21 protein-coding genes and 4 pseudogenes are annotated in these 23103 nt (G+C 38.7%); 18 read left to right on the top strand and 7 right to left on the bottom strand.

The window, feature by feature from the left end:
• Nucleotides 1–60 precede the first annotated feature (60 nt).
• Nucleotides 61–738 (top strand): response regulator transcription factor, encoded by a 678-nt coding sequence (locus tag KOL94_RS21535; protein WP_221568744.1) that lies wholly within the window; start codon nucleotides 61–63, stop codon nucleotides 736–738.
• A gap of 206 nt (nucleotides 739–944) precedes the next feature.
• Here KOL94_RS21535 and trpB read toward each other — a convergent pair whose 3' ends face one another.
• The gene (gene trpB, locus KOL94_RS21530; RefSeq protein ID WP_221568743.1) at nucleotides 945–2162 is read right to left on the bottom strand and encodes a tryptophan synthase subunit beta; all 1218 of its coding nucleotides are present in this window, start codon (nucleotides 2160–2162) and stop codon (nucleotides 945–947) included.
• A gap of 1161 nt (nucleotides 2163–3323) precedes the next feature.
• Between trpB and KOL94_RS21525 the strand changes: the two genes are divergently transcribed.
• From KOL94_RS21525 to KOL94_RS21480, 10 genes are all read left to right on the top strand, one after another.
• Complete coding sequence (locus tag KOL94_RS21525; RefSeq protein ID WP_221568742.1) at nucleotides 3324–3485, top strand: hypothetical protein; 162 nt, start codon at nucleotides 3324–3326, stop codon at nucleotides 3483–3485.
• A gap of 43 nt (nucleotides 3486–3528) precedes the next feature.
• Complete coding sequence (locus tag KOL94_RS21520) at nucleotides 3529–3978, top strand: RICIN domain-containing protein (RefSeq protein WP_221568741.1); 450 nt, start codon at nucleotides 3529–3531, stop codon at nucleotides 3976–3978.
• A 195-nt stretch (nucleotides 3979–4173) separates the two neighbouring features.
• Nucleotides 4174–4596 (top strand): GNAT family N-acetyltransferase, encoded by a 423-nt coding sequence (locus KOL94_RS21515; RefSeq protein ID WP_260412589.1) that lies wholly within the window; start codon nucleotides 4174–4176, stop codon nucleotides 4594–4596.
• Nucleotides 4597–4729: 133 nt separating this feature from the next.
• Entirely contained in the window at nucleotides 4730–5185 is a 456-nt protein-coding gene (locus KOL94_RS21510; RefSeq protein ID WP_221568740.1) for a DUF4309 domain-containing protein, read from the top strand.
• Nucleotides 5186–5629: 444 nt separating this feature from the next.
• Nucleotides 5630–6844, top strand: a complete 1215-nt coding sequence (locus KOL94_RS21505; protein WP_221568739.1) for an esterase-like activity of phytase family protein — start codon at nucleotides 5630–5632, stop codon at nucleotides 6842–6844.
• Nucleotides 6845–7717: 873 nt separating this feature from the next.
• Nucleotides 7718–8131, top strand: a complete 414-nt coding sequence (locus KOL94_RS25465; RefSeq protein WP_260412588.1) for a hypothetical protein — start codon at nucleotides 7718–7720, stop codon at nucleotides 8129–8131.
• Between the two features lie 589 nt (nucleotides 8132–8720).
• Entirely contained in the window at nucleotides 8721–9659 is a 939-nt protein-coding gene (gene rarD / locus KOL94_RS21495) for an EamA family transporter RarD (protein WP_221568738.1), read from the top strand.
• Nucleotides 9660–9928: 269 nt separating this feature from the next.
• Nucleotides 9929–10099 (top strand): CGNR zinc finger domain-containing protein, encoded by a 171-nt coding sequence (locus tag KOL94_RS21490; protein ID WP_311775209.1) that lies wholly within the window; start codon nucleotides 9929–9931, stop codon nucleotides 10097–10099.
• Between the two features lie 549 nt (nucleotides 10100–10648).
• Nucleotides 10649–10858: a hypothetical protein gene (locus KOL94_RS21485; protein WP_221568737.1), complete on the top strand. Its 210-nt coding sequence runs from the start codon at nucleotides 10649–10651 to the stop codon at nucleotides 10856–10858.
• Between the two features lie 150 nt (nucleotides 10859–11008).
• Entirely contained in the window at nucleotides 11009–12223 is a 1215-nt protein-coding gene (locus KOL94_RS21480) for a cytochrome P450 family protein (protein WP_221568736.1), read from the top strand.
• Nucleotides 12224–12423: 200 nt separating this feature from the next.
• Here KOL94_RS21480 and KOL94_RS21475 read toward each other — a convergent pair whose 3' ends face one another.
• The 3 genes from KOL94_RS21475 to KOL94_RS21465 form a co-directional block, all read right to left on the bottom strand.
• Nucleotides 12424–12645, bottom strand: coding sequence for a hypothetical protein (locus tag KOL94_RS21475; RefSeq protein WP_221568735.1), 222 nt, complete (start codon nucleotides 12643–12645; stop codon nucleotides 12424–12426).
• A gap of 172 nt (nucleotides 12646–12817) precedes the next feature.
• A complete protein-coding gene (locus KOL94_RS21470) occupies nucleotides 12818–13018 on the bottom strand; it encodes a hypothetical protein (protein WP_221568734.1) in 201 nt (66 codons plus the stop codon).
• 359 nt (nucleotides 13019–13377) lie between these two features.
• Nucleotides 13378–14088 (bottom strand): MerR family DNA-binding transcriptional regulator, encoded by a 711-nt coding sequence (locus KOL94_RS21465; RefSeq protein WP_221568733.1) that lies wholly within the window; start codon nucleotides 14086–14088, stop codon nucleotides 13378–13380.
• Between the two features lie 150 nt (nucleotides 14089–14238).
• Between KOL94_RS21465 and KOL94_RS21460 the strand changes: the two genes are divergently transcribed.
• The 6 genes and pseudogenes from KOL94_RS21460 to KOL94_RS21440 all read left to right on the top strand — a co-directional run bounded on the left by KOL94_RS21460 (nucleotide 14239) and on the right by KOL94_RS21440 (nucleotide 17964).
• A complete protein-coding gene (locus tag KOL94_RS21460; RefSeq protein WP_221568732.1) occupies nucleotides 14239–15117 on the top strand; it encodes an alpha/beta fold hydrolase in 879 nt (292 codons plus the stop codon).
• Between the two features lie 80 nt (nucleotides 15118–15197).
• Nucleotides 15198–16472, top strand: a pseudogene (locus KOL94_RS21455) (ISL3 family transposase).
• Complete coding sequence (locus KOL94_RS21450) at nucleotides 16451–16864, top strand: alanine:cation symporter family protein (protein ID WP_221568731.1); 414 nt, start codon at nucleotides 16451–16453, stop codon at nucleotides 16862–16864. Before KOL94_RS21455 ends, KOL94_RS21450 begins: the two are co-directional and overlap by 22 nt.
• Nucleotides 16865–16993: 129 nt before the next feature.
• Nucleotides 16994–17143: a hypothetical protein gene (locus tag KOL94_RS25460; protein WP_260412586.1), complete on the top strand. Its 150-nt coding sequence runs from the start codon at nucleotides 16994–16996 to the stop codon at nucleotides 17141–17143.
• A pseudogene (locus KOL94_RS25455) lies at nucleotides 17076–17264 on the top strand (hypothetical protein); the annotation flags it as partial. The gene KOL94_RS25460 and the pseudogene KOL94_RS25455, both read left to right, overlap by 68 nt.
• Before the next feature lie 148 nt (nucleotides 17265–17412).
• Nucleotides 17413–17964, top strand: coding sequence for a zinc-binding dehydrogenase (locus tag KOL94_RS21440; protein ID WP_221568729.1), 552 nt, complete (start codon nucleotides 17413–17415; stop codon nucleotides 17962–17964).
• Between the two features lie 199 nt (nucleotides 17965–18163).
• Here KOL94_RS21440 and KOL94_RS25450 read toward each other — a convergent pair.
• The 3 genes and pseudogenes from KOL94_RS25450 to KOL94_RS21430 all read right to left on the bottom strand — a co-directional run.
• A pseudogene (locus KOL94_RS25450) lies at nucleotides 18164–18583 on the bottom strand (IS4 family transposase); the annotation flags it as partial.
• Nucleotides 18549–18785, bottom strand: coding sequence for a hypothetical protein (locus KOL94_RS21435; protein ID WP_221568728.1), 237 nt, complete (start codon nucleotides 18783–18785; stop codon nucleotides 18549–18551). The gene KOL94_RS21435 and the pseudogene KOL94_RS25450, both read right to left, overlap by 35 nt.
• Before the next feature lie 135 nt (nucleotides 18786–18920).
• A pseudogene (locus KOL94_RS21430) lies at nucleotides 18921–19104 on the bottom strand (hypothetical protein); the annotation flags it as partial.
• A gap of 368 nt (nucleotides 19105–19472) precedes the next feature.
• Between KOL94_RS21430 and KOL94_RS21425 the strand changes: the two are divergent.
• On the top strand, nucleotides 19473–23072 hold the full coding sequence (locus KOL94_RS21425) for a type I polyketide synthase (protein WP_221568726.1): 3600 nt from the start codon (nucleotides 19473–19475) through the stop codon (nucleotides 23070–23072).
• Nucleotides 23073–23103: the final 31 nt, after the last annotated feature.

Genomic DNA, 23103 nt, shown 5'->3' with positions numbered 1-23103 from the left:
CAATCTATCCCTTTGTTAGACCCTATTTCACTTTACAAAAATCGTAGAGGAGGGCTTAGAATGAAAGAAGGTTTGGATATAAAGTTATTAGTTCTAGATCCTCACTCAATCTATCCGAAAATAAAGAATACTAAAACGGATTATATCAAGAACCTTACGTATACTTCTGATTTTCATCATGGTACTACTCTATTAGAATCAAAGTCGTTTCATTTTTTTCTTTATGTAGTGGATCAAAACAAACCCTCCAGTGAAATTATGTTCCAAATTAGACAACTGGTCCATAAAACCGATCAAACGAAAATGATTATTGCGTCCGGTTGGGCGCATACCCATTTTCTCATCACTTGTATCAGGTTAGGCATATATGGTTTCTATAATTTTAAGGTTCCACTTGAAGAAGCCATACTCCATTTCATGAAATATCATCATTTCTTTGGAACGGATTATCAATCAACGTTTTTAAGAATATATCGTAAACAATTACATCGGAAACACGAGATTGCCATTAATTTTAAGACAGCAACCCAATATTTAAGCAATAGAGAACTAGAAGTGTTGCAGGATATTATCTTTAATGGAGGAACACAAGATGAAAGCGCCAATCGACTATTCATTTCCATACACACGCTTAAAAATCACATAAAAAACATAAGGTTGAAGCTTGGTGCAAGTAATTGTACTCAAATCATTTCAAATGCTATGAAAAAAGGGATATTGTACAAATCGAACATGTAGGTTCAGGATTCAAATCACTCTATTCATGTATGGATAAGATCTAAACGATTCCAAATGGCTGATATATACTTCTACAATTTCAGCCATTTGACAATTCACCAAACATTAGAAATTGTACGAAACAAGATGAAACTTATTGATTTTTTAAAGAGGAAACCCTGTTCAAAGAAAGCATTGTTGTATTTTAGTTCCGGTCACATACTTGATCAAAAAATCCTTATAGGCTCTTTTTTATGGTTTCTTGTGTAATCCAGTACCACATCCAGATCTTTGTCACCATGTCCTGAAAGGTTGACAATCATCAAATGATTTCTCGGAAGCTTGGGGGCTTCTCTTACACAAAAAGCAACTGCATGCGCACTTTCAAGAGCAGAAAGGATACCTTCAGTACGACTTAACAAATGAAAAGCACCTAACGCTTCCTGATTGTCTTGATAATGACATTCAATGTTGCCATTATCTTTTAAAAAAGCAAGTTCAGGTCCCACTCCCGGATACGTCAACCCAGTCGATATCGAATGAACAGGTTGGGTATGTCCGTATGGATCCTTTACGACATAACTCCTGGCTCCATGGAAAACCCCAACGGTCCCCTTTGTTAAAGTTGCTGCATGCTGGTTTGTATCCACTCCTTTACCACCTGCTTCTACGCCGATTAGCCGTATGTTTTCTTCTTCTAAAAAAGGATCAAAAATACCCAGCGCATTACTACCTCCCCCTATACAAGCAATGATGGAATCTGGTAAATGTCCTTCCTTATCAAGGATCTGTTCACGAGTTTCTTTTCCGATTATTTTTTGAAATTCTCGAACAATCATTGGATAGGGGTGAGGTCCGATTACGGTTCCATAAAGATGATAGGTATCTGTAGGAGAAGCAAACCTGTATCGCCATATTTCATTGATGGCATCCATCAACGTTTTAGAACCTGAGGAAACAGGAATCACTTCCGCTCCTAACAGATTCATTTTTTGAACATTGAGCTGGTGGCGCTTCATATCATCTTCGCCCATAAATATCATACAAGAAAGTCCTAAATTGGCTGAAACCGCTGCCGTAGCAACACCATGTTGCCCTGACCCTGTTTCAGTGATAATTACCTTTTTTCCCATACGCTTCGCGAGAACGACCTGTCCAATCGTATTGTTCAAATTGTATGATCCGGTATAATTCAAATCTTCACGTTTTAAATATATCTTGGCACCACCCAGCTCATCCGTCAGGTTTTTAGCAAAATAAAGAGGGGTAGGTCTGCATGAGTACTCTCGACGCAATACATCTACTTGCTGTAAAAACGTTTTATCTTTCCTGTTATGGAAAAAAGCTTCTTCTACTTCTGCAAGATCTCCCAAGGTTGTATCTGAAGTAAATTGCCCCCCATAATCACCAAAATATCCAGACTGTGGATTCATTAATCTAATCATTATCTTCATCCTTTCAGATGCTTTTTTAATTTACTTAGGAATGGATGAGTTCTTATCAAATTTCAACATGATCAGGAGTATGGATGGATCCAATGCAACTTAATGAAGGAAATTGTTACTACTTATCTTTTGTATATTTGTGGGCAATCATATCTTACTTTCTCCTCAATCGCTATCACTATTTCTACCTAAAAATAAGCCACCAAGTATCACCTATCATTACAAAGACAGGAAGGGAATAATTAACTCAAATCTAAGTATTTTGACTTTTTTCTTCTATTGATAGAAAAGCCAAAAAGTAGGAATAATATGTTGTTTAATAAATTTTAGCGTTAATTAAACCATAAGAAGTTTAGTTAAATCCTTCATTCTTTTGTATTCCAGTAAAAGACCTACATAATAGAATAAGTGAGTGTTGGGGGACATTCCCTCAGTTTTTTGTAGTGGTAAAATGAAACCCTATTATATAAGACTGCCGTATTCTTTACACAGAAGAATACGGCTAGATCGTAAAAGTTCAATAACTTTACTTCATAGAATTATTTCTTTAACTCATATTCATATAGGACGGATGGAACCTCACTTGTTGATTTATTTCAGCATGTATCTTAATGAGCTTGTTACCCCTAGAAAGATGAGGCGTTGTACCGGTCTTGTTTTTACATCAAGTAGCTGAGTTTTGTGTAACCTTTCCTGATATGATCAGACCATATAACTTAAACCCCCTCTTCATCCAATGAAACAGCTTTATGTTTCACTTCTAAGTATATTTCTTAAACACTGTCCTGTAGCCATGTAAAATCCCCTCCAAGGAGAAGTGTAGAGGGGTGTTTCTTCACTGTCTTCTTAGAGAGGATAATATCAGGTCAGAGCCTTTTTTGTGTGTCCTTTAATTTATTTTTACCATCATGCGCCGCAATGCCATGAACTATTATAATTGACTGTTTAATTTTCAAACCGTCCCTGAAAATAGCAATCGATAAGAAATCACTCCATATGTTATATGCTAGAATGAGAAACCAATAAAGTAGAGAAAAGAACTTACAACTGGAGATGGATACTAAAGTACACCCTGAGGTAAATAAAAGTGTATGGTGGATCTATTATATTATCTTTTTTGGAACGTGGTAGAGGAAGTACAAATACAAGGAGGATTTCTACATGACAAATTCAGACAAAACCATTTTATTAAGCAACAGAAAAGGTAAGGGGACTCATGATATACAGGATGCTGCCTATATCTGTGACAGAGTCATTATTTTCAAAGATGGTCAATTTGTAAAAGTGATAAGACGTTCACAAAAATCTCTTCTACCTACGTAGAAGCTGAAATATATTAATTTCTCTATGAAAAGGAGCGAGGTAAATGAAAAAACATTTCTGGATGTTATTGTTGCCGGCTTTGATCTTGACTTCATTCGGATCAAGCACAGCTTCCGCAAACAGTGTTCAGACTTTTAAAGACCTGCAAGAGGGAGTTTGTTTGAGCGGAAGCACTACTAATGTAAATTTGGGTAGATGTTCAAATGAAAGGGCAAAATGGATTGTCCACCATTGGCAGGACAATACAGTAGAGCTACGTTCAAAGAGCAATTCCAATTACTGTTTGGATGACAGTAACGCCTATGGAACTCGTATGTTCCCTTGTAATGCAACTCCCTGGCAAAGCTGGTATGTGGATCGACCTGGTGATGGTTCAATTATTTTGAGGAATCAGGCAAACAACCAGTGTTTGACTTCATACAGGCCAAACATGCGTAAGTATTATGTGTCTACTGAATCGTGTGATGGAAGTGATAGTCAGAAGTGGTATTGACTCGTTTGTTTAAAGGAAACAAAAGTATTCCCTGTCTCTTTCAGTCGGTGGTGTAAGGGTATATGGGTCCCTGGCATTGATCATGATTTTTTCGAAAAATGGATTTTAAAAAAGATCGTTTTCCTTCCTCAAAGTTTTATTGATGCGGATCAACTCATGGATATTTTCGGCATTCCATCCCGTTAAATTCCTGGTATGAAAGAAGGTTTTCAAATGAGAATTTGCTATACCACAGATATAGAAAATATTACACAAGAAGGTCTTCAGGAATTGTTTCTCTCGGTAAAATGGGAGTCGGGAAAGTTCCCAAGTGAAATTTTAAAGGCAATAAAAGGTTCTCACTCTGTTGTTACTGCATGGGATGGGGACAAACTTATTGGATTGATTAACGCATTGTCTGATGGAGTATTAACAGCATATTTTCATTACATGTTAATAAATCCGAGTTATCAGGGTAAAGGAATTGGTAAAGAAATGATGGATTTGATGCTTGATAGATATAAGGGATACCAAACAAAAGTGCTGATTGCTTATCCAAATGTAGTTGAGTTCTATGGAAAATTGGGCTTTAAAACAGAAGACGGGACAACACCTATGTTTATATCAGAACTTATTTAACCAAACTAAACCAGCTAATAGAAGCAACTCAGTTGTTCCATTATAGGACGTTTCGTATATTTTATGTGAAGTGAAAAATTAGAGCAGGAGAAATTCTCCTGCTTGTTTTTCAAAAATAAGGGGGGAGTGTTATATGAAGAAAAGTATGATTTTTACATTTTTAATTTTGTTATCGATAATCCTAACAGCATGCTTGAAAGAGGCAGAAAATCAATCATTAAATAAAGAAATGATCGAAGAGTTAAAAAATGGGAAGATCGTTAATACACCCTTAAGATTAGACAGGAAAATTACGATGACAGATGTTGAAAAAGAGTGGGGAAAACCGGATGAACATCATGATCATGAAGATATTCAGACTTATGTTTACGTTAAAAATAACAAACGATTTGTGATTGCAGAAGATGAACTAAAACAAGTTTCTCGTATCGGAGTTGAACTAAATGTAACAAAATCCGAAATAGAGAAGAAAATGGGGAAACCAACCCACAAATCAGGGAAAATATTATCCTATCATCCAACCGGCTACCTCATTACCTTCACAAAAAAGAATGAGCATACATGGACCTTAAATTTACATAGAAACTGAAAAAAGCCGATGCTTTTTTGATTCCCTCGCTAAACGCTCACGTGTCTTTAAAAGTGCCTCCTGTTATCGACACGAGGTCTAAATGAAGTGTATTTCTTTTATGCAATAGAGCTTCCACTATAGAAAGCGGATCCCCTTTGTCGTGTCTTTGACATCCACCCATAAGGTTTTTGTCGTCCTATCGTCACTCCGGTTGTTCAAATTTTCGTTGCCAGAGCAACCTTTTTTAATTTCTGTAAAATATAGGTTGCATTATTCCATGTAAACCATCTTAGGTATATCATAATCTTACATGGGGATTTACAGGGCATTTGATATTTATTGAGAGGAAATGAAGTTTCTATGTTAATTGTAAAAAGGATCGAAAGACCGTTGAACAGGTGAGTTCCATTCCATATAATCTGGATGTGATAATAGCGATTTTAGCAGAGGAGAGGAGAATATATGAGGAGTGTAAGATGGTTATCAATCAGTATGATTGCGGTTCTTTTACTAGTGTATTCGTTTCAATCGGTATTAGCGGATAAAAATGAAAATCAACTCAAAAGCGAAGAAGATGCCAATGAACAATTAATTAGGAAGGACAATCCTCATGTCCATTCCGTCGATCATTTGAGATTGATAGGTTCCAGAATTGTTCCGAACAAGGCAACCTTCAGAGGGACGAGCCTTGGTGGATTCTCTGGACTGTCATATGATCCTCATAAGCATCAATGGTACATTATCAGTGATGACAGGTCCATGATTAACCCAGCTCGTTTCTATACTGGAAAGCTGAGATATGATGAAAGGGGCTTCAAGTCAGTACGGTTAACTGATGTAACGTTCTTAAAACAACCGGATGGGACCTTTTATCCGAGTAAGGAACAATACAATTCAGATATGGAGGGTGATGTACCGGATTTCGAATCAATTAGGTATGACACGAGAAACGGAGGGGTCTGGTATACAAGTGAGGGAGACCGTTCATTGGGCATGAATCCTCTGATTCGTCACGCTACATTAAAAGGAACTTATCAATCGGGATTACCGACACCCGAAATTGTAAGAATGGATAAGCAATCGCCAAAAGGGTTTCGGAATAATCTTTCACTCGAGGGGAGCACCTTTTCTCCAGACGGACTTTCCTACTGGACTGTAATGGAAGGGCCTTTATTTCAGGACGACAATGTTCCAACTGTGGATACAGGAGCAGTTTCACGAATTACCCGGTATGATCGTGATGGCAATATCAAAGTACAGTATGCTTATAACATTGAAGACATTCCCGCAGAACCTGGACCCGGAAAATATGCCGATAATGGCGTGACCGATATACTCTCGATCAATGACCATGAGTTTTTGACACTGGAACGCGCCGCTGTCCAGTCAGCAGATGGGAGCTTCAAGAATTATATCCGTATATATAAAATCGATACAAAAAATGCAACAGACATAAAGGATATGGATACAATCAAAAACCAAAATGTTGTACCTGTTCAGAAACAACTTGTCCTTAATATGAATGAACTCGGGTTGTCCAAATTGGACAATATCGAGGGCATGTCCTGGGGCAAAAGGTTAAAGAACGGTCATGACAGTCTTGTCCTTGTATCGGACAACAATTTCAATGATGCGCAAGTCACCCAGTTCATTGCACTGGACGTATTTCCTGAATAAGGGCGGGGAGGATCCCTAATAGATCTAAAAAGATCCTCCCAATAAAACCCAGTATTAAAAAATATGTCATACAGGGGTACCGCCAGCAATACGCGGAAAACGTACGTTAAGGGGTAGCGTCACATTGGCATCAAGTTAAGCATTCCTAAGCAGAAAAAATAAGCGCTTTTTCTGCGAACGATTTAGAAGAAATGACTTGTTTTTTCGTTTTGAAGGTATTCATTTTTCATGGGCATGGGGTAGCGTCAGGAAAATGCGGATTTACAACGTTAAACAATAGGTACTACTGGCATTTTGACATAAAATCAACGTTAAGACATTTTTTAACAACAAAAACCCTGATTCTTCTACGCTAAGCAGAAGAATCAGGGTTTTTTCGTCATAATCTCCAATCATATATACATCTTTTATTGTGCCGGTTTCTTCAGCCGCTTTAAATAAATTCAAAAATAATCAAACTTGGGTATATTTGTAATAATGGTAAAGATAAGATCTACTTATCTTTACCATTATTATATCAGTTTACCATCGATGAATCCATGCAATAAATATATGTAGCGAAAAAAATTATTAAGAAAAAACCGGTTTAATTTATACCTGACATTTGTCATCTGAAAAAGTGACAAACATAACTACAAAAACCGCGTAAATGTACGATAAACTTCCAATAAAGGTATGTTTGATGAAGACACATTTCCGTTTCTATTATGTCACCGAATATACTACAGAGAAGATATGTTACTAGAGTATTGACGTGACCCGTTGCTATTTTTAAACAGTAGGGATCCCTTTTAGGATATTTGTGGACGAGTATCAAATCCAAGCATACTGATGTTTGAATAAATTCATTAAAACAATTTAGGAGGCATTTATATGAAAAAAATTAGTTTACTTCTGACTGCACTAATTATGGTAATCCCTTTTTCTTCAGCAAATGCAGCTGATTCTAAAGTTAATGCTGGAAACGGTAGTTGGGAAAGAGTAGGAAAAAGTTGGTTCTATGAAACTACGTGTTCTGGTGGTGTTACATGTTATATGACGTCATATGTAAGGTCTACTGGAGGTGACTTTAAGGTGGTCATATCACCTCGTATAAACGCTAATTTTGACTTATGGGAGTATGATTCTGGTTCTAATCCTGATGAATTTGTGGGTAGTTTTAATGATCACTACCATATTTTCAGGAGTATTAATAAGTTTGTTGACGGGCCCAATAATCGTGCCGAATTTTATCTTAGTTCAACTGATAGGGATGTTATTGGTAATCAGGCATACTTTTACGATTAATTAAACCATTATCTGACCTGATGTAGAGGATCTAGAATATTATTTTGTATAAACGATAACGTTTTGAATCGTATCAAATCTGATAGACACTACTAAAAATACATCACCCGTATTTTATATAGGACTGGATTTTTCCAGGCCTATTTTTACACCGATATCCTTCCTGTTAAAATTGGAATATGGTTCCATTAACGAGGAGTATCAAATCGACAAAAAGATCATCTTAATAAAAACTTATAATCTGATAAGTGAGATCCTATTTTATTATAAACATGTTTAGTTTATTATCTCCAACTTTATGTCAATACACTGATTTTAGATTTTTGCCGAAAATACCATATGTTGGAAAAGAAAAGACGGTGTTAACCACGAAAAATAGTAATGAATTCATTGGTTTAAGCGTAGGTGTGGCACTAGGAGTGGTCATCGGCATTATCATTAAAAATATTGCAATGGGTATTTGGAATAGGTATTGCAGTTGGTATAGCAATCTATCTTAGTAAAAAAAGAACAAATGATGATTACAGCATAATCAGTAAAATTGGTCTTTTTACCTACTGGGGTATCACTATGAATCGAGGTCCTATTTATGAATGATCTGCATAAGGAACAAGTAGCTGGTATCGCAGCTGGAGCTAACGCATATATTATATGGGGGTTTTTACCTTTATATTGGAAGTTAGTGCATCACGTCCCATCTGAAGAAGTGCTGGCACACCGGATGATTTGGTCTTCCGTTTTCATGTTACTCGTCTTGCTGATACTTGGAAGAATGAAAACGTTTGTACGCGAGTTGAAGGAATTGAAGAGAGACCGGAGAAAATTGGTCGGTATTATACTGGCTGCTGGTTTCATAACACTCAACTGGTATGCCTATATCTGGGCTGTTAATAACAATCATATCGTAGAAGCAAGTCTCGGCTACTATATCAATCCGTTGGTCAGTGTATTGATGGGGGTCATTGTCTTGAAAGAACGCCTGTGCTTCTGGCAGATGATTTCGTTCCTTCTTGCATTGATCGGGGTCCTAAATCTGACCCTCCACTTTGGATCATTCCCCTGGGTCGCCATGACACTGGCACTCAGCTTCGGATTTTACGGACTCTTGAAAAAACTGACTGCCCTCGGCGCATTGACTGGATTAACGATTGAAACAATGTTGATTACCCCTGTTGCATTGATTTATATCAGCTTTCTTGGCGCCAATGGATCAAGTGCATTCAAGCTGTCAGATCCTAGCACTACCCTCCTACTTGCCGGAGCAGGTGTTGTTACAGCAATCCCATTGCTCCTTTTTGCAACAGGTGCAAATCGGACTTCACTATCCATGATGGGGTTCTTACAATATTTAGCCCCGACCATCAGTTTAATTCTAGGGATCTTTCTCTATCATGAGACCTTTTCAAAAGTCCACCTTTTATCCTTCACCTTCATATGGGTGGCATTGACAATTTTCACTTTATCCAATACAAAATGGCTGTCCCGGTATGAACCGAGAATTTCAAAAATGAAATCCTATGGCGGCTAACAGATGATCCCGGTATTGTACCAGGTTTATTTAAGCCCTAACGATGATGATTGTGTTCCCAGATGATACGATCTACTTCCTTTTGGACATCCTCAAAAGTCTCACATGATATATTTTCAGCGAAATCTTTAAAATAGCCCAATAAGCTCTCCGTTGGTACGTTATCCCAACAGTTCCTTTTACATGGCATGGATTATGTCATTTTTGATTTTGACATTACACCACCAGGCTTGATTAAGTACTCCCATTAGTAACCACACATCGACTCGATGAGGTTAAAACATAATATGTCTCTTGCGGTTGTCAAGAATGGAGAAGAAAGTGAATCTTGTGGATGGTTATTCTTAGATACAACCAAAAACCGTAGCCGTAGATGGTGTTCAATGGCTTACTGTGGTAATCGCGTAAAAGCCCTTCGCTTTTATCATAATAAAAAATAAAGGAGTTTAATAAACAAACTCCCTATAAATAACAGGATGATCATGTTGATAAGAATTTCAAATAACTGATTTAAAAGTAATTAAACGTTTATTAACCAGGGCAAACGCTAGCTTCTTGTTAGGCGTTTGTCTCTTTAAATTATTAAAACCTGACATTTGTCATTAGAAATAATGACAAACATAACTACACGAACTGACCAAATCCGAGTTAAACTGTCCAACAAAGGAAGTTTTCAAGACTATGGTTCTCTTAATATCAATGGGCATGCTACTAGAGGGAGGTTATATAGTAACATGGACAACTAGCCTTAGATACGAATTACTAGATTGATCATGGATTAAGTATTGATGACTTTGTGGATTATACAACTGATACGGGCCATACCTTCCGTAAAAGGGCAACTAAGAATAATTGTTTTTAGTAACTAGATATATCTTCTACTCTACTCTTACAAATTCAGTTATGGGTTTTATGATATAGCTAATGTGAATACCTTCCGGAGAGAGCTTCTAATTAAATCCTTTATGACTGTATCGGGGAATTATTATGTGAATGAGTATGATCCCGGATCTGGTAATGATGATTATATTGGAAAATTACGTAATAAGGACCTCAGAGGTTATACTACTTTTAATATTTCCAATTTTATTGATGGTCCAAACAATAAGGCTGAAATTTATGTCATGAGCTATAAGATTGGTGGACCATATAAAGCTCTTAACCTTTATGCACCAGAATTTAAAGAAAAACTTGAATAACGTACAAAAATGATTGACCCAATCTTTACGGTATTGGAGTTCTATTTTGGAACAATACATACGCCAAGATACTGTATACCTAAAGAACAAAAAGATTGGAATGGCTTATTAAGGTATATTTTTTTGTAATTTATAAAAGGAGAGAAAAACATGGAAAAATGGGCGTTCGATTTGTATTCCTCAGAGTATCAAATTAATCCCTACCCGACTTTAGCGTATTATAGAGAACATGAACCAATCCATCCGTTTATAATCACTCGAGGAAAATATCAGATAAAAGCTTGGTTAATTACTCGTTATCAAGATATCACCACTCTACTAAAGGAGGATAAAGTTTCAAAAGATGTTAATAATGTTTTAGCCTCTGATGGAGAACAAACACAAGAGCAACGGGAAGAATTAGATTTAATTGCTAATAATATGTTATTTAAAGACCCACCTGACCATTCTCGTCTACGAACTCTGGTTCATAAAGTGTTTACTCCTAAAATGATTGCAGGACTACAGAATAGAATCGAACAAATCTCTTATGAACTAATAGAAGAAATGAAAAACAAATCAGCTGTAGATCTAATGGAGAACTATGCGATCCCACTTCCTGTAACAGTGATATCTGAACTGATGGGTATTGCAAAAGAAGATCGTCATCAATTCCGTCTATGGTCAAATACCATTACAAACGTCTCAAATGGTACAGACCATACACAAAAATATGAAACCTCTATTAAAGAATTTATTCAATACCTTGAAAAGCTTATTGAGAAGAGAAAAAAGAATCCGAGTGATGATATCATTAGTGGATTAGTCATTGCTGAAGAAGATGGTGAAATGCTTTCTCATAAAGAACTGTTATCTATGTTATTTTTATTGATTGTCGCAGGTCATGAAACAACTGTGAACTTAATTGGAAATGGAATGCTAGCACTTCTTCAACACCGCGATCAACTAGAAAAGTTGAGAGAACATCCAGAGTATATGAGCACGGCGGTTGAAGAATTTCTCCGCTTTACTAATCCAGTTGAATTTGCCACTTCTCGTTATGCAGTAGAAGATTTTACTTTTAGAGGACAGGAAATTAAAAAGGGGGAATTCTTATTTCTAGGTTTAGCTGCCGCTAATCGAGACCCCGATCAATTTATAAATCCTAACGACCTAGATATCACAAGACACCCAAATAAACACCTCGCCTTCGGAAATGGGATACATTTTTGTATAGGTGCCCCTCTTGCTCGCCTAGAAGGACAGGTAGCTTTCCAACATCTCATCCAAAGTTTTCCCAATATTAAACTTCGCTCTGATGTTGAAATAAAATGGAGACATTCTGAGATTTTCAGGGGATTGGAGTCATTACCAATTATTTTATAGATTTCCGGATCTATATGGGGCTGTCTGATAAGTCCCTAAAATAAAACAAGACCCGCTACTTTCAGGAGGTTGTGGGCTAATGCCACGATTCCGAACTCGACGTGTACCTTGTCATCCCCCGCAGGGAGAATCTGAGGAACGACCGATTGCCCTTGATGTGACTAAAAACGCTTTCGACCTCAATTTTTGTTGAGCATACGTTACCGCGTTTTCCTCACTTCAAGGGCTATCTTTGCTTTTTCTTTCATTTTTCTTCGAAGATCGGGTTCCATTGAACCTGGCGGGTACCTTTTGGCTTCAAGGGCAACCTGTACAATCTTCGCATTCATAAATCTTAAGGCTTTGTTCGTATCCAGAGGTATTTTTGCGCGTTTGATATTTTTGAAACCGAACTTTTCTTCCGTTGGGGGCAGATGAACCAATCATTCTGTTCATCGTACGTCCAATTCTTGACACTGCAATATAGGTTAACAGGTTAGGGGCTACCGGCGAAAAAATACATAAAGGGAGATAACCAATGGTTTCCTTTTATAAAATATAAACAAAATTAAATCCAGTCTTTACTTTATGATTGGATTCTCTTCTCAATGCTATTTATTTTTGTATCGTGCTTTCCTGTTTTTTCGCGTCAATATCATAGGTAATGCTGTCAACTTTTTTACTAATCAGATGAAGTGTTCCTTTTATATCTTCTTGTTGACTCTGTTCTATAATATCAAGCCTTTGTAAAACTTCGTTAAATTGCTGATCAACTTTATCAAATCGTTCTAAAATGATTTTTAGTAGTGTGTTCATTTTCCATTTTAAAACACACCTTAAAATTAAATTATTTTAATCTAATTATAACATGGTATTGTTATACTGCTATTAAAGGATTGGAGACAATTGCAAGAACGATCGAACTGTTCTCCCATTAACACACGAATGAAGTCATGAGCTGACGGAAACGTTATCTTTCCTCAGAAAAACAAGCAAAGATATTAGGGCTCATCGGAATATATAGTGGAATTACCTTTTTAATAGTTAAACAACAATTAGTATATAAATCGGATTATTTGGTGTTAATAGATCAAACAATAGTTTTATTAGGTATCAATCTAATACGATTGATACGTTGTCAAGAATGTAGAAATAGGTTTGAGCTTTTTTCTTTTTTAAGAATTTAATTCTTGGTAAAAGTGTATATATTTCATCAGTTCTGCGATTCCTTTTAATTGAAGTAATAGTTGATTGTTAAGATTTTCTAATGCTAACTGAAAGGAACGTTCGATTTTATCATAGTTTTGTGTATCTAAATCGTTTAATAATTTCTTCATATTTTCTATATAATAAACGGTTTTTCTCAAACTGCTTATGATCAATATTTTTCGAAGTTCAGGTATCGAAAACATTCTATAACTGTTTTCTTTATGTCTTTCTGAATGGACTAACCCTTCATTTTCCCAATGGCGGATAGCTGAAGTATTTACTCCCGCTATTTTTGCGGCCTCTCCAATACTCATACATTCATTTAATTTTACATTTTTATATTGAGTAAATTCAGCATTTTGAACCATAATCAGGATTTCTTCCACTCGCTGTTTCTCCACTTGTATATGGAATTGCTGTTCATTCACTAGCCATAGGGCTTCTTCAAACCTTGAACTTTTAGTCATTCTCATAACTTCGTAAACAATGGGTATGTCATATCCTTTTAACAAGGCTCTAATGGTAGTAAAAGCTTGAAAGTGAATCGATTTATAAAAACGATGATTACTATTCGTTCTTGGTACAACAGGAATGAGGTCTTGTTCTTCATATCTTCTCAAAGTTGTTGTGCTAACATTTAAGGCGTTTGCAATTTGTTTAGGGGTATATGACTCCATTTATTGACTCCTTTTTTAAAGTAAAACCTTCAAGTGCTACAATAACATTTTTAAAATAAAATCCCAATATATAAAGGGAGAAAGACGGAAAACCGAAATATTGCATGAATGTTATATGATAATAGTAGAAACAATTTAGGAGTGATAAATATGGAGAAGATCATAAAACTTACGGATGAATCAGAATTAAAGGTTGGTTTAGTTGGGAATCCCGACTCTCCAACAATCATGCTTCCAGTTGCAAAAGAATCTGTATATGGACAAGAAGCTGAAAACTTAAAGTTGTGGGGAGTAGACCCCGAATTAGGAAAACAATTTATTGAGGGACTCGTAGACAAGTTTCAGATTCTATATTTCGACTACGAAGGACACCGTTTGCAACATCCGAACTCTGAGAATCTCACACCTGAAAATATAGTAAAAGAATTGATAACAATTACTGATGAAATGAACGTTAAGAAGTTTAGCTATTATGGATATTCTTGGTTAGCTTTAGTTGGATTACAATTAGCCATTCGGACAGATAGATTAGAAAGCTTAATCATGGGTGGTTTTCCGCCAATAGATGGTCCATATAAAGAAATGATGGTGGTAACAAATAAAACATACGAACAAGCTTTGTATAATCAAAATTCTCCTGTTATTAACGAACATGATCATGTTAATCCAGAAAAGGTTGAGTGGGATAACATACAGGTAAAGATCGACACGAATCAAACTAAACAATTTGTTACAATGTACAAAAATTTGATGGAATTTGATGATCGAGAGATTCAGCATAGATTGGTTATTCCAAGATTGGCGTTTGCTGGGGAAAAAGACACTATTGTTTATGGAGAAAACTTTGGCCGTGTAACAGTAGATATTATCGGTATACTTCAAAAAAATAAACAAGAGTTAGAACACCTTGGATGGGATATAGAAATCATAAAAGGAAATGATATGGATCACACCAAAGCTATGCAGCCTGTAACGGTACTGTCATTGATAAAGCACTGGTTGATTAAAAATTTTAATATAACTCGTTAAATATAGTAATCTGATACCCTTACAGAGTCGCAAAGGATGAACAACTTTCAGACCTATTATTCCTCCCAGATCTTAGAGCAATAGAATCGCCACAAGAAAATGAAACTGACATGATGTTTAAAGTGGAAGCAATCGAACCACCTGAACGGTGTCCTGAATGCGATTTTGACAAACTGTACAGACACGGTTCAAGAAAGCAACTAATTATGGACTTGCCCATTCGTTTAAAACGAGTGGGTTTACAATTAAATCGAAGAAGATATAAGTGTCGTAAATGTGATTCTACCTTTTGGGAACACCTTATATCTTTAGATGAAAAGCGTAGCATGACTAGGTGACTGATAGAGTCAATTGAAGAACAGTCCATGTCTAAAACTTTTGTGGAAGTAGCTGAAAATGTTGGTGTAGACGAAAAGACCGTTAGAAATGTCTTTATGGATCATGTGGCATTTAAAGAACGAGAATACCAATTTGAGACTCCTAAATGGCTTGGGATTGATGAAATACACATTATCCGTAAACCTCGTCTTGTACTGACTAATATTGAGCGTAAAACTATCTTTGATATTAAGCATAACCGTAATAAAGAAACGGTTATCCAGCACCTTACTGAAATAGATGATAGACATTACATTGAATATGTCACAATGGATATGTGGAAACCTTACAAAGACGCAGTTAATACGATCTTGCCTCATGCTAAAGTTGTTGTAGATAAGTTTCATGTAGTCCGAATGGCTAACCAAGCCTTAGACAGCGTTAGAAAGGCTATGAAAGATAAAATGACAGCTAAAGAAAGACGTCCCTTATGCGTGAAAGGTTTATTCTTCTAAAGCGTAAACACGACCTAAATGAGCGTGAATTATTTCTCTTAGAGACTTGGTTAGGTAATCTGACTGATTTAAAAGAAGCCTATGAACTCAAAGAAGAGTTTTACTGGATATAGGACACTCCTGAACCAGATGAAGGTAGAATTCGTTATAGCCAATGGAGACAACGTTGTATAACTAGTAACTCAAAAGACGCTTTTAAAGACCTTGTTAGAGCCGTAGATAACTGGCATGAAGGAAATCTTCAACTACTTCGATAAAAGGCTCACTAATGCTTATACAGAGTCCTTAAACAGCATTATTAGGCAAGTAGAGCGAATGGGTAGAGGTTACTCATTTGAAGCATTGCGAGCTAAAATACTGTTCAATGAGAAACTCCATAAGAAGCGTAAGCCACGATTTAATTCGAGCGCATTCAACAAGGCTATGTTCTACGATACTTTCAAAAGGCATGAAGTGACAGACCATGACATAACAGACAACTATGGTGGGCTGTACTCGGAATGGTCATTTTTGGAGTCCTGAAAAAAGTAGAACTGGTATGGATCCTGGCCGACTTGTTTAGGGCTTTAATGGCCATTGTCAACTTGGTTGCCATCTTCTTACTCGGTGAAATTGCCTTTGCGGTGTTGAAAGATTATATGAATCAAAAACGAGAGGGTAAAGATCCAATCTTTGTGGCCGCTAAATTTCCTTTTCTTAAAAACGTTGAATGGTGGGGCGGCTCAATCGACCAACAAAAAACTGAAAACCAATCTCAAGTAAAATATACTGACGCAACTGTGACTGCAGCTGGGATAGCATATACACAAATATTATCTATATTTCCTATTGGCGTTAAGTCAATGCTGCCTTATAATTTTTTATTTGGAAAACAAGTTGTTCTTGCAGACTTGCTTAAACGAGCTAGTATTTAAAGTTGCTTTAGACCGAGCAGTTTGAACAGACCAGTTATTAATATTCGTGATAACAACGACTTTTAAGAGTCTGTCCATAATTTTGTGTAAACTCGTTCCTCAAACGTAATAACGTTTAGAGGTGAGAAAATGAAAGCAAAAGCTGCGATGTTCCATGAAAAAGGAGATCAATTTAAAGTGGAAGATGTTGAACTTAGTGAGCCAAAAGATAATGAAGTGCTTGTTAAAACGTCGCTGCGGGAGTCTGTCACACGGATGCGTTGGCGCAGGAGCACTTGATACCCGTTCCATTGTCAGCTGTACTGGGCAACGAGGGAGCGGGGGTTGTGAAAAAACAGGAACATCTGTAGAAGCGATTGACCCCTGGGACCATGTCGTCTTGACATTCTCCACCTGTGGGCAATGTTCCAGTTGCTTGAATGGGCATCCTTCTTTTTGCGAAAAATTTATTCCGTTGAACCTTTTGGGCCAAAATCAAGACCAAACCAATCGGATGCATCAAGGAGATCTCTTCGTTCGGCACTTATGCCGTTGTCCATGAGCGAAACGTGGTAAAGGTTGATCCGAATGTCGATCTTTCGCTTCTTGGTCCGCTGGTCTGTGCCATTCAAACCGGAAGCGGCACGGTATTCAACAAGCTGAAGCCTAAGTTTGGCGACACCCTCGCCGTATACGGTTGTGGATTGGTCGGGTTAAGCGCCGTCATGGTTGCCGAGATCAGCGGTTGTGCAAAAATCATTGCGGTCGATTTGTTTGACAGCCGGTTGTCGCTGGCTAAAGAATTGGGTGCTATTGATGTAATCAACGGCAAAGAGAGGGATACGGTACAAGAGGTCAGGAAACTAACAAACGGCGGAACGCATTATGCAATGGAAATAACAGGGGTATCCATTTTCTCCAATTTGGTGCACCAGTTGCAGCAAAAAGGGAGCATGCTGATCGTCAGCGGATTGCAAGATCAACCGAGAGCCGTTCTTGAAAAAACCGGTTTGGCCAAAAAAATTAAGATGTTCAAGCAAAGCCGGGAAGCCGTTCTCTATGCGGAAAAATTTACGTTGTTTCATGTTCCTTTTCAAGACACAGTGTTAATGCTGAGGTAAAAAGCCCAAACGCTGACGGAATTGCCCGTCCGGGAACTGACGGATACAGGGAAAAGAGACGTCCCTGTTTGTTGTGCTACCACAAATAGCACCAGAGATGCCCCAACCACGATTAATGATGATTATATCAGATTACATAGACTTCTTGACAATACCAGCTTTTTGTGGTATAAGCTATGTTCAATCATGTTTTAGTAACTCAACTGTCGCAGCTTAAGCTAGGCAAGTAAGCCTTGATATACTTGGGCAAACCTGCAAACCATTGCTGGCGTGGACTTCTTATAAGCCTTTTAACCCTTTGGTTCATTTTGTTCAAGTATCTTTAAGAAGCTCGATAAGCTCTTGAAGCGCAACACCCAATCAAGTTCATCACAGAGTTCATAGACCCCCAATGTCCGAACGTCATTGTTACGGCGATTCTGCCAACATAACAAAATGTATCTGGAAAAGACAATAGTTGTGTGACTAATCAGTAGATCAAAGAACGACCTTAAAATTCTTTCTGGGGTTTCAAAACGGGTTTCGTGGTTTTGAAAAATACTTCAATATTCCAACGTATCTCATAGATACGCGTAATTTCTTTTTCAGTTAGTGTACAGTCTGTCCTTAAAATAGCGAGCTACTGGATGCCGACGTTTCATGTAAAACATGTGCCGATTGATCTTACCATAGAAGAAATTCGAAATGTATTGAGTCATAAAAAAACCTTCATCATCTGGACCTCTATGAGTGATAAGGTTGGTCATTCCTTTTAATTGTCTTATTTCATATGCATCGATTTCTTGTTGTTGGTCAGAGACACAACCGACAAATCCACACATCTGATCTCGCCCCCTTCAATTTCTTTCTAAAAATACCATGACATTTGTCATCAAAAAAAGTGACAATGATAACTACAAAATCCGATTAAATGTACGATAAACTGCTAACAAAGACAAGTTCGTTAAAGACTCAGTTTTGATTCCAAAAGGATCACGTCCGCCAAATAACACTTTAACTGAACATTCCACGTAGGTCTTTAATCGATTCTGGACCTTTACAGACATAGTTAGCTAATATGACCTCTGTATCCGAATGGGTTTCAAATTCATACCCATCCTTGACTAGAGAATCACGAAGTTCAATATAATTATATATTTCACTGCAGGAAATTGTTATTGTCAACTCTTATTTTACTACCGATCAAAGAATAGAAAAGAATATTGAGATGAGTTCGGGAATTGCTGACACTGGTCAAATGTCTACTCGCGAACTCACTGTATTTCCAAAGGCATGAGTGGATCAACAAACAAGTGAGTTTTAGATTTGAGTTCAACAATACAATTCCCTCCTTTCTCGGTTTAATCCGAAAGGAGGGAATTGTACTAGTCATATTTATGTCCATTTATACGGCGATATTCGTTCCACGGTAACATATAAAGGCTGGGTGATTAAAACTAACGAGACAAATAATATTTTTTCAATTCAGAATAAAACAACTATTTAAGTTAACAAATGGAGGTGCTTGCATGGAAAACATCAATCCTTGTGATATTGCAGTTGTAGGGGTAAGTGCACTATTCCCGGGTTCCGTTGATAAAACAGGATTCTGGAACGACATTCTGTCCGGAAAAGATTTGATTTCCGAGGTCCCGCCTACTCACTGGCTTCCTGAAGAATATTACGATGTGGATCCGTCAATACCGGATAAAACTTATGCTAAACGAGGAGGATTTTTAAGCGATACGGAATTTGACCCGATGGAATTCGGGATTCCTCCGAAAAATCTTTCGGCAACCGATGTGAGTCAACTGTTGGCACTCGTTGTGGCAAAAAAAGTCTTGGAGGATGCAGCAGACGGCCAATTTGAACGTATCGATCGAGACAATATCAGCGTCATTCTTGGGTTTACATGCGGTACTTCTTTAGCAATGGAAATGGCGTCCCGTATCCAGCGTCCGGTATGGATCAAAACCCTGCGTGACAGCGGATTACCTGAGTCTCAGGTGCAGGAGGTTTGCGACCGAATTTCCTCATCTTATTCGGAATGGCAGGAGAACACTTTCCCGGGGCTGCTCGGAAATGTGATAGCGGGACGTATATCAAACCGTTTTGATCTTGGAGGAACCAATACCGTTGTCGATGCGGCGTGTGCAAGTTCTCTGTCAGCTTTATCGATGGCGGCAATGGAGCTGACACTTGGAAAGTCCGACTTGGTCATTACAGGCGGAGTGGATATTTTCAACGAAATTTTTATGTACATATGTTTCAGCAAAACGCCGGCACTTTCTCCCACGGGAGACTGCCGTCCGTTCTCCGATGAAAGCGATGGCACGATCCTCGGGGAGGGCATCGGGATGGTTGCCTTAAAGCGGCTCAAGGATGCTGAACGCGACGGGGATCGCATTTATGCGGTGTTAAAAGGGGTCGGGTCAGCATCGGACGGATATGACAAAAGCATTTACGCCCCTCGTCCCGAAGGACAGGCGAAAGCCCTTCGCCGTGCTTATGAAGCCGCAGGCTATTCTCCGAAAACGGTCGAGTTGATGGAGGCGCACGGTACGGGCACGAAAGCCGGGGACGCCGCCGAAATTCAAGGTCTCTCCCTTGCATTCTCCGACGGACAACCGGTCGAAAATTCATGGTGCGCGCTCGGATCCATCAAATCACAAATTGGTCATACAAAGGGGGCTGCCGGTGCGGCGGGACTCTTTAAAGTTGTCATGGCGTTACATCATAAATTACTTCCACCGACAATCAAAATTGACCGGCCGAATCCGAAGCTTGCTCTCGATCAAAGCCCTTTCTATTTGAATACACGTGCACGACCGTGGATTCGTGATCACTCTCACCCAAGACGGGCATCGGTCAGCGCTTTCGGGTTCGGCGGAAGCAATTTTCACGTTACGCTGGAAGAATATAAGGGGCCGGGGCGAAAGGCGAGGTGCATACGGTCCAACACAAACGAGTTGTTCCTCTGGAGTGCACAGAACGCTTCCTTGCTTACAAAGATGATCATTACAGAGGCGGAGCGTAAGGAACCCTTTTCCAACCGCGATTTCTTACTTCTCGCAAGACGATCGCAAGAAAATTTCGATGCGCTTCAACCGTTTCGATTAGCGATCATCGCATCAGACGGTGCGGACTTGCAACGTAAACTGAAGGTTGCTGCTAAAAAGACAGATAACGCGGAACGGTTCTTTTCTCCGCAGGAAGGTATTTTCTATGGAGCGGAATTAAGCTCGGGGAAAATTGCCTTTTTGTTTCCTGGACAAGGAAGTCAATATGTAGATATGGGTTCAGATGTAACGATGCGTTTTGATAGCGCAAGAGAGATATGGGATCGGGCCGCCTTGGAAATGCAGCTCCATCAACTTGTTTTCCCGCCTCCTGCGTTTTCCGAGAAGGAAAGAAAAAAGCAGAGCGCACAATTGACCAAGACACAATGGGCTCAACCGGGCATCGGAGTGACGTCGAATGCGATTCTTTCAGTTCTGAGCAAGGTTGGCGTCGAACCGGCGTATGCAGCGGGTCACAGCTTCGGTGAGTTGACGGCGTTGTTTGCCAGTGGAGTATGGAACGAGAGTGATTTTCTTAAGATCTCGAAAAAAAGAGGGGAATTGATGTCGGAAGCTTCATCGGAAGCAGGGACGATGACAGCCGTATTTACTGACCGCGAAACGATTGAAGGGATTCTCGAACAACTGGAATCAAGTACTGTGATCGCAAATTATAACAGCCCTCGACAATTCATTCTTTCGGGGAAAACCGAGGAAATTGAAAAGGCCGAATCGGAGCTTCTCAACCGAGAAATACGTTTTCAACGATTAAAGGTTTCGACTGCTTTTCATTCCGAATTGGTAGCGCCTTCTGTTCATCCATTTCGGGCATTTTTGCGCGATATTGATTTTAACAATCCGAAATTTCCTGTTTATTCCAATGTTGTGGGTGAGCTTTATCCGGACGACAAGGACTTAATTCGTGAAACGATTGCGGAGCAAATCGCAAATCCTGTTTTGTTTGAACAGCAGCTTCAATCGATGTATGAAAAGGGAGTCCGAACATTTGTTGAAGTGGGTCCGCACTCAGCGTTAACGGGATTGGTCCGGCAATGTTTCGAGGGTGAAGATGTATTCGCTGTCGCTACTGATCAGAAAGGAAATGACGGAGTGACTCAATTGTGGAATGCTTTGGGCCAGCTTTCTGTGCTCGGTGTATCCATGAATCTCGGTTTCCTATGGGAACAATATGAGCCTTTGAACAATGAATCGTCCGAGACGAAATCAAAATTCAAGATCACCCTTAATGGCGCCAATTATGGCAAACCCTACCCTCCGGTTGGAGGAGGGAAAAATCTCCCTGGACCGAATACACATCCTGAAGAATCGATATCATTTCAACCGGTGAATCACGAGAAGCGACCAATCATACAAAGGAGTGAAGTGAAAATGAGACCTGAAACCCGAATGAACCAAAAAGAAAATACAAATGGCGATCAATCGGTGTGGGACACATTCCAAGAACTGCAAAAACAAACGACGGAGGCTCATATCACCTTTCAACAAACTATAGCCTCAGTTCATACAACCTACTTACAATCCGTACAATCGACCTTTTCACGTCTTGACCAATTGGTTGCGGAAGGTACGGAAGTGGCTGAATATTCTGAGGGTTCACGAACTGAGTTTCACGACTCAAATGCCGAATATAATCCGGGGCCAGAGACAAGAACGGCGCAGCTTGCAGTTCCGACAATTGAGTCTGAACTCACTCCTCCGCCGAATATATCGTCCATCCAACAGTCCGAACCGCCTAAAGCAAACCCAAGCATACAGCCTATTGAACCGGCCACGCCGAAATCGAAAAAACAGAGTGATGCGGCATCCGAACCAAACGTTGAAACGTTGTTTTTGGCTATTGTATCGGAAAAGACCGGCTATCCGGTCGAAATGCTGGAACTTGACATGGGACTCGAATCCGAGCTTGGCATCGATTCGATCAAGCGGATTGAGATATTGTCGGCGCTGCAGAATAAATTGCCGGACGTTGAACTGAAACCCGGGGAGTTAGGCACGCTAAATACGCTCGGTGAAATTGTCGAATATATATATGGTAAAAAAAAAATTTAAAGACTGAGATTCGACGCTATACGGTTGCAAC

The organism is Alkalihalobacillus sp. TS-13 (assembly GCF_019720915.1).
GTDB lineage: Bacteria > Bacillota > Bacilli > Bacillales > Fictibacillaceae > Pseudalkalibacillus.
Note: the sequence above shows the minus strand (reverse complement) of the source record. Positions and strands in the feature narration are given on the sequence as shown.

Excerpts from the sequence above, each read along its gene's own strand:
- KOL94_RS21535 (WP_221568744.1), top strand. The coding sequence starts at position 61 with ATGAAAGAAGGTTTGGATATAAAGTTATTAGTTCTAGATCCTCACTCA.
- trpB (WP_221568743.1), bottom strand. The coding sequence starts at position 2,162 with ATGATTAGATTAATGAATCCACAGTCTGGATATTTTGGTGATTATGGG.
- KOL94_RS21525 (WP_221568742.1), top strand. The coding sequence starts at position 3,324 with ATGACAAATTCAGACAAAACCATTTTATTAAGCAACAGAAAAGGTAAG.
- KOL94_RS21520 (WP_221568741.1), top strand. The coding sequence starts at position 3,529 with ATGAAAAAACATTTCTGGATGTTATTGTTGCCGGCTTTGATCTTGACT.
- KOL94_RS21515 (WP_260412589.1), top strand. The coding sequence starts at position 4,174 with ATGAAAGAAGGTTTTCAAATGAGAATTTGCTATACCACAGATATAGAA.
- KOL94_RS21510 (WP_221568740.1), top strand. The coding sequence starts at position 4,730 with ATGAAGAAAAGTATGATTTTTACATTTTTAATTTTGTTATCGATAATC.
- KOL94_RS21505 (WP_221568739.1), top strand. The coding sequence starts at position 5,630 with ATGAGGAGTGTAAGATGGTTATCAATCAGTATGATTGCGGTTCTTTTA.
- KOL94_RS25465 (WP_260412588.1), top strand. The coding sequence starts at position 7,718 with ATGAAAAAAATTAGTTTACTTCTGACTGCACTAATTATGGTAATCCCT.
- rarD (WP_221568738.1), top strand. The coding sequence starts at position 8,721 with ATGAATGATCTGCATAAGGAACAAGTAGCTGGTATCGCAGCTGGAGCT.
- KOL94_RS21490 (WP_311775209.1), top strand. The coding sequence starts at position 9,929 with ATGAGGTTAAAACATAATATGTCTCTTGCGGTTGTCAAGAATGGAGAA.
- KOL94_RS21480 (WP_221568736.1), top strand. The coding sequence starts at position 11,009 with ATGGAAAAATGGGCGTTCGATTTGTATTCCTCAGAGTATCAAATTAAT.
- KOL94_RS21470 (WP_221568734.1), bottom strand. The coding sequence starts at position 13,018 with ATGAACACACTACTAAAAATCATTTTAGAACGATTTGATAAAGTTGAT.
- KOL94_RS21465 (WP_221568733.1), bottom strand. The coding sequence starts at position 14,088 with ATGGAGTCATATACCCCTAAACAAATTGCAAACGCCTTAAATGTTAGC.
- KOL94_RS21460 (WP_221568732.1), top strand. The coding sequence starts at position 14,239 with ATGGAGAAGATCATAAAACTTACGGATGAATCAGAATTAAAGGTTGGT.
- KOL94_RS21450 (WP_221568731.1), top strand. The coding sequence starts at position 16,451 with ATGGTCATTTTTGGAGTCCTGAAAAAAGTAGAACTGGTATGGATCCTG.
- KOL94_RS25460 (WP_260412586.1), top strand. The coding sequence starts at position 16,994 with ATGAAAGCAAAAGCTGCGATGTTCCATGAAAAAGGAGATCAATTTAAA.
- KOL94_RS21435 (WP_221568728.1), bottom strand. The coding sequence starts at position 18,785 with ATGTGTGGATTTGTCGGTTGTGTCTCTGACCAACAACAAGAAATCGAT.
- KOL94_RS21425 (WP_221568726.1), top strand. The coding sequence starts at position 19,473 with ATGGAAAACATCAATCCTTGTGATATTGCAGTTGTAGGGGTAAGTGCA.